The following is a 10,108-nucleotide window of genomic DNA, read 5'->3' as shown; positions in this document are numbered from 1 at the left end:
CGTGAATAACTCTAGTAACTCTCTTAGTCACTATTTTAGCGACTATGTGATGAACAAGGCGGCCCTTGGGGCCGCCAGTATCGCCGCCGTTCTCATGTTGGCGGGCTGCGCTAGCTCGCCTAACAACGACAGTGCAGAGCTAGGTGACGCGAATGATGGCTTTCCGGCGCTAGCGGACAACTGGTATGACGGCGGGCAGTTTGTCGATCCGGATAGCGTGCTGCGCATTGCAGAAGGGCAAAACAAAGAGCAAGTACGACAGCTCATTGGTAACCCCCATTACGCAGAAGGGTTCTTTGGCGTTCGAGAGTGGAACTACGTGTTCAACCTGTACACGGGTAACGGCAATGAGTACATCACCTGCCAATACCAAGTGCACTATGGCGATGATATGGCGTTAGAGAGTACGCGTTGGCGAAATGCGCAGTGTCCGGGGTTACTGATGCCCATCGAAGTAGAAGAGATCGCAGCTGAACCGCGCGAAGAGAAATTAACCTTATCAGGCGATGTACTATTTGAGTTTGATAGCGATACGCTAACGTTGGAGGGACAGCGTGCTTTAGAGCGGGTGTCAGAGATGGTGGGCGATGCCTACTCATCACCCAATATACTCGTTGTTGGCTACACGGATCGATTTGGTAAGGAGCAGTATAATCTTAACTTATCTCAGGCACGTGCGGAGGCGGTTGGCAGTTATCTAGTATCGCAAGGAATAGAGAGGCGTAACTTAACACTGCTAGGAAGAGGAGAGGTTGATCCTATCGTTAACTGCCCAGGCCAAGTAGCCACGCCAAGCGTGAAGGCGTGCTTGAAACCTAATCGCAGAGTGGAAATAACGCTTCAATAGGCACGCTAGTCAGTCAATAATAGCTCGCCCCAAAAACCACGATACTCAGGCTTATTAAAGCATGAGCATTGTGGTTTTTTTATTGGAGAAAAGGGAATGTATAAAGTTGCTTCTTAGCGCTATAGGTCTGTGTGCCTCGCCTGAACTCAATTGAATTAAGTGTCTTTCGACAGGAGGGAGTGTGAACAATTGTAAGATTGGCAGTGCTGTCTAGGTAAGATTAGTTAACGATTTATTAATGTTAAACTGATTATAGCTATTTTTCTATCATGATTAATTCGAATGGATTGTTGTTTTTTTTTTTGTGTTTAACAATGTGGATGGTTAAGTGATTGTATGTTTTTTTTATTTTTTTCAATGGCTTGGGAATATTTTTTGGCTGGTGGTGAATGGGGTTGAATAGCGTTGATGAGTGATCTTCATAGTGATGTTAATTGCTAAAAAAAGAAAACTATTAAAATTTGTGAATCAACGCCTCACCTAAACTAATTTATATGTTTTTCTGAGTGTTAACAATATTGAACTTGTATTGAGGTAGTACTTGCCTAAGTAAGAGAATGTATCCACTAAGAAAGTACCTTGAGCAAAATCGCTACCTTCTGCGCTTTAGCGCAGTGGCTGGCGGTTACATGAATTGGTCGTTTGTTTGTAGCTGCGTTGTGAATGTTCCGGTTGTTTAGTGGCATTTAGCGGTTGCTGGGTCGGAAAAGTGTTGCGCTGGGTTAGGAGTTGCTTCTGAGCATCAACATTGAGCCGAAATGACCAAGGCAAAGGGAGCTGAGAGAGGCAGTTACACCTCCTCACCAAATAATTAGTGGAGTTCTAGATAATGAATAACGTGTTTCGACTAATTTGGAACCGGACCCTTGGTCGGTTAGTAGTCGCCTCAGAAGCTTCTCGAGCTAAAAGCAAAGCCGGAAGTTGCCAAGGATTAGTGGCTGGGTTAGTCGTTAGTGGGCTTGTTTCGCTGTCTCCATCCGCATCTGCGGCGGTGGGCATAGCTGGGGGAACTGGGACTGGAACAGCAATATCACAGTGCACTGGTGGCACTCAAGCGAATGCTGGTGACTTTAGCGCTATCGCAATTGGCTGCGAAGCTGTGGCTTCTAGTAGTGGGGACGTTGTTGCTATAGGTACCAAAGCGATCGCTGATGGTGCCAGCTCGATTGCAATAGGTAGAAATGCCCGAACTAACGCAGGGACAGGTGATACACACAGCATAGCGATTGGGGATTCAGCCGAGGCTTGGGGGCAAAGTATTGCTTTGGGGGTGCAGGCCACCGCGGATCAAGGGACCAATAATATTGATCGCTCTAGTATAGCGATTGGCGCAAAATCCCTTGTGGATGATGATAGTGATACGAGTGTAGCAATAGGAGTTCAAGCGAAAGTAATAGGCGGTGAAGAAGCGGTGGCTCTAGGGGCTCGAGCGTTCTCCTCGGCCGACTTGGGGGTGGCTATTGGAACAGATTCGAGTGTGGGAGCGGCAGGTGCTATAGCGCTGGGCTTCGGCGCCACGGCGGGCAACGCTGATAGCGTAGCTCTGGGCAGTAATGCCGTAACTGCAGCGGCGGTGGGTACTGCTAATACCACTATACGTGGTACGACCTACACATTCGCTGGCACCGCACCGACGGGCACGGTGAGCGTAGGCGATGTGAGTAGTGAGCGTACCCTCACCAACTTGGCAGCTGGTCGCATCTCGGCCAATAGCACCGATGCCATCAACGGCAGCCAGCTGTACGCCACTAATCAGGCGATTGAAGATATTTCCGTGACTGCCGGCACTGGTTGGGATCTGACCGCCAATGGTGAAGCCTCGGGTGAGAACATTGCGCCTGGTGAAACCGCCGACTTCAGTGAAGGCAAGAACATCGCGATTACCCGTACAAGTAACAGCATTGAAGTAGCCACGGCAGATGATGTCGACTTCTCGAATATCAATGTCACCAACCAGCTGGATGTCGCGGGTGATACTAATATCGGCGGCAACACGACGATTAACGGCGACACCACAGTGAAGGGCGACACCTATCTGGGTGATAACTTCAAGGTCGTCAATAACGAAGCCTTTTACGACGGCGCGATCACTGAAAACACTCACATCGTTAACAAAGAGTATGTGGACGGTGGCATTGGTGACCTGGCTAACACCCCGATTACTTTCGCTGGTGATACTGGCACAACGGATCGTAAGCTAGGTGACGAACTGAATGTCGTGACCAGCAATGCCAACCTCAGCACCGAAGTGACTGACGACGAGACGCTTGTTATTGCGATGAGCGATGACCTGGAAGTCAACAGCGTCACCACCAACTCACTAGGCGTAACCAACAACGCCACCATCGGCGGCACACTGAACGTGACTGGCCAGACCACCTTGAACGGCGGCCTGGATATGGCGGGCAATAAGATCACCAACGTTGCGCCAGGAACGGATGGCACTGACGCGGTGAATGTTGATCAGCTAACCGACGTTAGTGATGTGGCCAACAAAGGCTGGGATCTGACGGCCAATGGTGAAGCCACTGGCGAAAATATCGCCCCCGGTGAAACCGCTGACTTCACGCAAGGTAAGAACATTGCGATTACTCGAACGGGTAACAGTATTGAAGTGGCTACTGCGGATGATGTCGAGTTCACGAACGTCGAGGTAACTGAGAACCTGAACGTCGCGGGCGATACGAATATCGCAGGTGACACTATCATTGGTGGCAGCACTATCATTAATGAAAACCTGACGGTGGAAGGCACCACCCAACTGGGCGACAACTTCTTCGTTAACAATGAAGGTAATGTCACCTATGACGGTGATATTACAGAAAATAATCACATTACCAACAAGCAGTATGTGGATAACTCAGTGACCGAGCTGGGGGATACGCCGTTGACGTTTGCGGGCGATAGCGGCACACCGTTCGAGCGCAAGCTGGGTGAGCAGACCAACGTTAAAGGTGGCAGCACCGGTACCTTGACTGATGGCAACATTGGCGTAGTGGCCGACGGTACCGATACGCTCCAAGTCAAGCTAGCTGAAAATATTGATCTGGGGACGAACGGCAGTGTTGTGATGGGGGATACCACCGTTAATAACAACGGCCTGACCATCGCGGGTGGTCCCAGCATCACCAATACGGGCATTGATGCGGGCAACACCACCATCACCAATGTTGCGCCAGGTGTTAACGGCACGGATGCGGTGAATGTTGATCAGCTAACCGACGTTAGTGATGTGGCCAACAAAGGCTGGGATCTGACGGCCAATGGTGAAGCCACTGGCGAAAATATCGCCCCCGGTGAAACCGCTGATTTTAGCGAAGGCAAGAACATTGCGATTACCCGTACAAGTAACAGCATTGAAGTTGCAACTGCGGATGATGTCGAGTTCACGAATGTGGAGGTGACTGAGAACCTGAACGTCGCGGGCGATACGAATATCGCAGGTGACACTATCATTGGTGGCAGCACTACCATTAATGAAAACCTGACGGTGGAAGGCACCACCCAACTGGGCGACAACTTCTTCGTTAACAATGAAGGTAATGTCACCTATGAGGGTGACATCACCGAAGGCGACCACATCACCAACAAGACCTATGTCGATGGTTTGGGCGACGACCTCGTTGCCGAAGGCCTCAACTTCGCGGGTAACGACGGTGTTGTGATCCACAAAGACCTGGGTGAGCAGCTCAACATCGTTGGCGGCATGACCGATCTGACGGCAGATGCTGCCTCGGCCGAGAACCTACGTACGGTTCAGAACGCAGAAGGCGATCTTGAAGTCCAGCTGTCGAAAAACCTGACCAACCTGGAAAGCGTCGACTCGACCACGGTCAACGTCACCGAAGAACTGACGGTGGCCAACAACACCACTATCAATGAAGGTGGCATTACCACCAACAACGTCGATATCACCGAAAACCTCACGGTGGCAGGTGAGACCCAACTAGGCGACAACTTCTTCGTAACTAACGAAGGCAATGTCACCTACGATGGCGATATCACCGAAGGCAACCACATCACCAACAAGACCTATGTCGATGGTTTGGGCGACGACCTCGTTGCCGAAGGCCTCAACTTCGCGGGTAACGACGGTGTTGTGATCCACAAAGACCTGGGTGAGCAGCTCAACATCGTTGGCGGCATGACCGATCTGACGGCAGATGCTGCCTCGGCCGAGAACCTACGTACGGTTCAGAACGCAGAAGGCGATCTTGAAGTCCAGCTGTCGAAAAACCTGACCAACCTGGAAAGCGTCGACTCGACCACGGTCAACGTCACCGAAGAACTGACGGTGGCCAACAACACCACTATCAATGAAGGTGGCATTACCACCAACAACGTCGATATCACCGAAAACCTCACGGTGGCAGGTGAGACCCAACTAGGCGACAACTTCTTCGTAACTAACGAAGGCAATGTCACCTACGATGGCGATATCACCGAAGGCAACCACATCACCAACAAGACCTATGTCGATGGTTTGGGCGACGACCTCGTTGCCGAAGGCCTCAACTTCGCGGGTAACGACGGTGTTGTGATCCACAAAGACCTGGGTGAGCAGCTCAACATCGTTGGCGGCATGACCGATCTGACGGCAGATGCTGCCTCGGCCGAGAACCTACGTACGGTTCAGAACGCAGACGGCGATCTTGAAGTCCAGCTGTCGAAAAACCTGACCAACCTGGAAAGCGTCGACTCGACCACGGTCAACGTCACCGAAGAACTGACGGTGGCCAACAACACCACTATCAATGAAGGTGGCATTACCACCAACAACGTCGATATCACCGAAAACCTCACGGTGGCAGGTGAGACCCAACTAGGCGACAACTTCTTCGTAACCAACGAAGGCAATGTCACCTACGATGGCGATATCACCGAAGGCAACCACATCACCAACAAGACCTATGTCGATGGTTTGGGCGACGACCTCGTTGCCGAAGGCCTCAACTTCGCGGGTAACGACGGTGTTGTGATCCACAAAGACCTGGGTGAGCAGCTCAACATCGTTGGCGGCATGACCGATCTGACGGCAGATGCTGCCTCGGCCGAGAACCTACGTACGGTTCAGAACGCAGACGGCGATCTTGAAGTCCAGCTGTCGAAAAACCTGACCAACCTGGAAAGCGTCGACTCGACCACGGTCAACGTCACCGAAGAACTGACGGTGGCCAACAACACCACCATCAATGAAGGTGGCATTACCACCAACAACGTCGATATCACCGAAAACCTCACTGTGGCAGGTGAGACCCAACTAGGCGACAACTTCTTCGTAACCAACGAAGGTGATGTCACCTACACCGGTGACATCACCGAAGGCGAACACATCACCAACAAGACCTACGTCGATGGTTTGGGCGACGACCTCGTTGCCGAAGGCCTCAACTTCGCGGGTAACGACGGTGCTGTGATCCACAAAGACCTGGGTGAGCAGCTCAACATCGTTGGCGGCATGACCGATCTGAAGGCAGATGCTGCCTCGGCCGAGAACCTGCGCACGGTTCAGAACGCCGACGGCGATCTTGAAGTCCAGCTGTCGAAAAACCTGACCAACTTGGAAAGCGTCGACTCGACCACGGTCAACGTCACCGAAGAACTGACGGTGGCCAACAACACCACCATCAATGAAGGTGGCATTACCACCAACAACGTCGATATCACCGAAAACCTCACTGTGGCAGGTGAGACCCAACTAGGCGACAACTTCTTCGTAACCAACGAAGGTGATGTCACCTACACCGGTGACATCACCGAAGGCGAACACATCACCAACAAGACCTACGTCGATGGTTTGGGCGACGACCTCGTTGCCGAAGGCCTCAACTTCGCGGGTAACGACGGTGTTGTGATCCACAAAGACCTGGGTGAGCAGCTCAACATCGTTGGCGGCATGACCGATCTGACGGCAGATGCTGCCTCGGCCGAGAATCTGCGCACGGTTCAGAACGCCGACGGCGATCTTGAAGTCCAGCTGTCGAAAAACCTGACCAACTTGGAAAGCGTCGACTCGACCACGGTGAACGTCACCGAAGAACTGACGGTGGCCAACAACACCATCATCAATGAAGGTGGCATTACCACCAACAACGTCGATATCACCGAAAACCTCACGGTGGCAGGTGAGACCCAACTAGGCGACAACTTCGTCGTCAACAACGACGGTAACGTCACCTACACCGGTGACATCACCGAAGGCGAACACATCACCAACAAGACCTACGTCGATGGTTTGGGCGACGACCTCGTTGCCGAAGGCCTCAACTTCGCGGGTAACGACGGTGTTGTGATCCACAAAGACCTGGGTGAGCAGCTCAACATCGTTGGCGGCATGACCGATCTGAAGGCAGATGCTGCCTCGGCCGAGAACCTGCGCACGGTTCAGAACGCCGACGGCGATCTTGAAGTCCAGCTGTCGAAAAACCTGACCAACCTGGAAAGCGTCGACTCGACCACGGTGAACGTCACCGAAGAACTGACGGTGGCCAACAACACCACTATCAATGAAGGTGGCATTACCACCAACAACGTCGATATCACCGAAAACCTCACGGTGGCAGGTGAGACCCAACTAGGCGACAACTTCGTCGTAACCAACGAAGGCAATGTCACCTACGATGGCGATATCACCGAAGGCAACCACATCACCAACAAGCAGTACGTGGATAACTCAGTGACCGAGTTGGGCGATACGCCACTGACGTTTGGTGCCAACGAAGGTGAAGACACTGAGCGCCGTTTGGGCGATCGTCTCGACATCGTGGGCGAAGCCGATGATGAAGGTCACAGCAACATCATCACCAAGGTGACTAATGAAGAAACACTGGAGTTGGCGCTGAATGCCGACTTGAACGTCGACAACAGCATCACCGTGGGCGAGACTTTTATTGATGGTGACAGCGTTACCACCAATAACATGACGGTGAACGAGAGCCTGACGGTTGAGGGTGACACCTATCTGAACGAGAACCTATACGTCGACGGCAGCACCACTATCAACGAAAACTTGACGGTAGAAGGCACCACCCAACTGGGCGATAACTTCTTCGTTAACAACGAAGGTAACATCACCTACGACGGCGACGTCACCGAGAACAACCACATCACCAACAAGCAGTATGTGGATAACACGGTCAGCGAAGTGGCGGATACACCGTTAACGTTTGGTGCTGATGAAGGTGAAGACACTGAACGCCGCTTGGGCGACCGTATTGATATTGTGGGCGAAGCCGATGATGAAGGTCACAGCAACATCATTACCAAAGTGACTGATGAAGAAACACTGGAATTGGCTCTGAATGCTGACTTGAACGTCGACAACAGCATCACCGTGGGCGAGACCTTTATTGATGGTGACAGTGTTACCACCAATAACATGACGGTGAATGAGAGCCTGACGGTGGAAGGTATCACTCAACTGGGCGATAACTTCTTAGTTAACAACGAGGGTAACGTCACCTACGACGGAGACATCACTGAAAACAACCACATCACCAACAAGAGCTACGTTGATAACAGCGTGACTAAGTTGGGGGATACGCCGCTGACGTTTGGTGCTGATGAAGGTGATGACACTGAACGCCGATTGGGCGACCGTCTCGATATCGTAGGCGAAGCCGGTGACGAGGGGCACAGCAACATCATCACCAAGCTGAGCGATGATGAGACGTTGGAATTGGCGCTAAACGATGATCTGCAAGTAGGTAATAGCATCACCGTCAGTGAAAGTGGTCCTGTCATTAGTGTCGAGGGTATCGATATGAGTGATACTAAGATCACTAACTTGGCAGAAGGCGATGTATCTGCGGATAGTAAAGATGCAGTTAATGGTTCTCAGCTTTATCAGCTAGAAAGCATCGTGACGAACGTGACTGGCGATATTAGTAATGAATATATTACTGAAAATGGCTTAGGTATTCGCTACGTGCGCACCAACGACACTGGACTTGAAGTAAGCGATGCCTTTGCCCAAGGAGAAGGTTCCACCGCCGTGGGCTACGAGGCTGTGGCCTCTGCAGATCGCGCACTGGCGATGGGCTACGACGCTATTGCCTCGCATCAAGGTAGCGTAGCGCTAGGGGAAGGCGCTCGCACTGCAGAAGCGGTTGGTACCGCATCGGTAGACATTGCAGGCCAAACGTACCAGTTTGCAGGTGCTTCTCCCGTCGCCACCGTCAGCGTTGGCAGTGTGGGCAGCGAGCGCACCATCACCAACGTGGCGGCAGGGCGTATCACCGCGGATAGCACCGATGCCATTAATGGTAGCCAGCTCTATGCCGCGATGGACTTTATGGGCAGCCTGGATGATCGTCTGACGATTGTTGAAGGTGACACGGGTGGCGGTGGCGCAGACGGCGCTGTCATGTATGACCGCGATGACAACGGTGATATCAACTACGACAGCGTTACGCTGGCAGGTGAAGATGGCACCAAGCTGACGAACGTTGCGGATGGCGATATCAGCAATGATAGCTCCGATGCGATTAACGGCAGCCAGTTGCACGATACCAACCAGAATGTGGCTAACAATACCACCAATATTGTTGACAACAGCCAGCGTATTACCAACAACGAAGGGAATATCGCCGACAACAGCCAGCGTATTACCACGAATGAAAACAGCATCACGGATATCAACGAAACGCTGGGGCTAGGGTTGAACTTTGGCGCTGATGAAGGTGATACGGTTAACCGCCAGCTGGGTGATACGGTGGCGATCACCGGTGATGACAATATCACGACCAAGACAACCGATGACGGTGTACAGATAACGATGAACCGTGATTTGGATGTAGATAGTGTCACCACCGGCAACACCACGGTTAATAACGACGGTGTGAGCATTAAAGATGGCCCGAGCATGACGGTTAACGGCATTGATGCGGGTGGCACCACTATCACCAACGTCGCACCGGGTGTTAATGAGAGCGATGCGGTCAATGTAGGGCAGATGAACGAGCTTGGCCGTCGCTTCCAGAACGAGATCGTCAACGTGCATGGTCGTATCGACAGCGTCGAACGCAACGCGAATGCGGGCTCTGCCAGTGCGATTGCCGCTTCCACGGTGCCGCAAGCCTGGATGCCCGGTAAGAGCATGATTGGTGTCGGGGCAGGTACTTATGGCGGTGAGTCGGCGGTATCGGTCGGTATCTCGCGCCTTTCTGACAATGGTCGCTGGGTGATTCAAGGCAAGGTGACGGGTGACTCGCAAAGCAACTTCGGCGCAGGTATTGGCGCTGGCTGGCACTGGTAAAGGAG

At 52.2% G+C, this 10,108-nt stretch carries 2 protein-coding genes; both read left to right on the top strand.

Annotated elements, in window-relative coordinates; all coding sequences use genetic code 11:
• The first annotated feature begins 1 nt into the window (after position 1).
• Positions 2-847, top strand: coding sequence for an OmpA family protein (locus NF683_RS02865; protein ID WP_253921213.1), 846 nt, complete (start codon positions 2-4; stop codon positions 845-847).
• A gap of 829 nt (positions 848-1,676) precedes the next feature.
• Complete coding sequence (locus NF683_RS02860; protein ID WP_253921212.1) at positions 1,677-10,103, top strand: YadA-like family protein; 8,427 nt, start codon at positions 1,677-1,679, stop codon at positions 10,101-10,103.
• The last annotated feature ends 5 nt before the right edge of the window (positions 10,104-10,108 follow it).

It is taken from the genome of Halomonas sp. MS1 (genome assembly GCF_024182575.1).
GTDB lineage: Bacteria > Pseudomonadota > Gammaproteobacteria > Pseudomonadales > Halomonadaceae > Vreelandella.
This window is presented reverse-complemented; position numbering and strand designations above follow the sequence as displayed.

Coding starts and splice junctions, on each gene's coding strand:
- NF683_RS02860 (WP_253921212.1), top strand. CDS start 1,677: ATGAATAACGTGTTTCGACTAATTTGGAACCGGACCCTTGGTCGGTTA.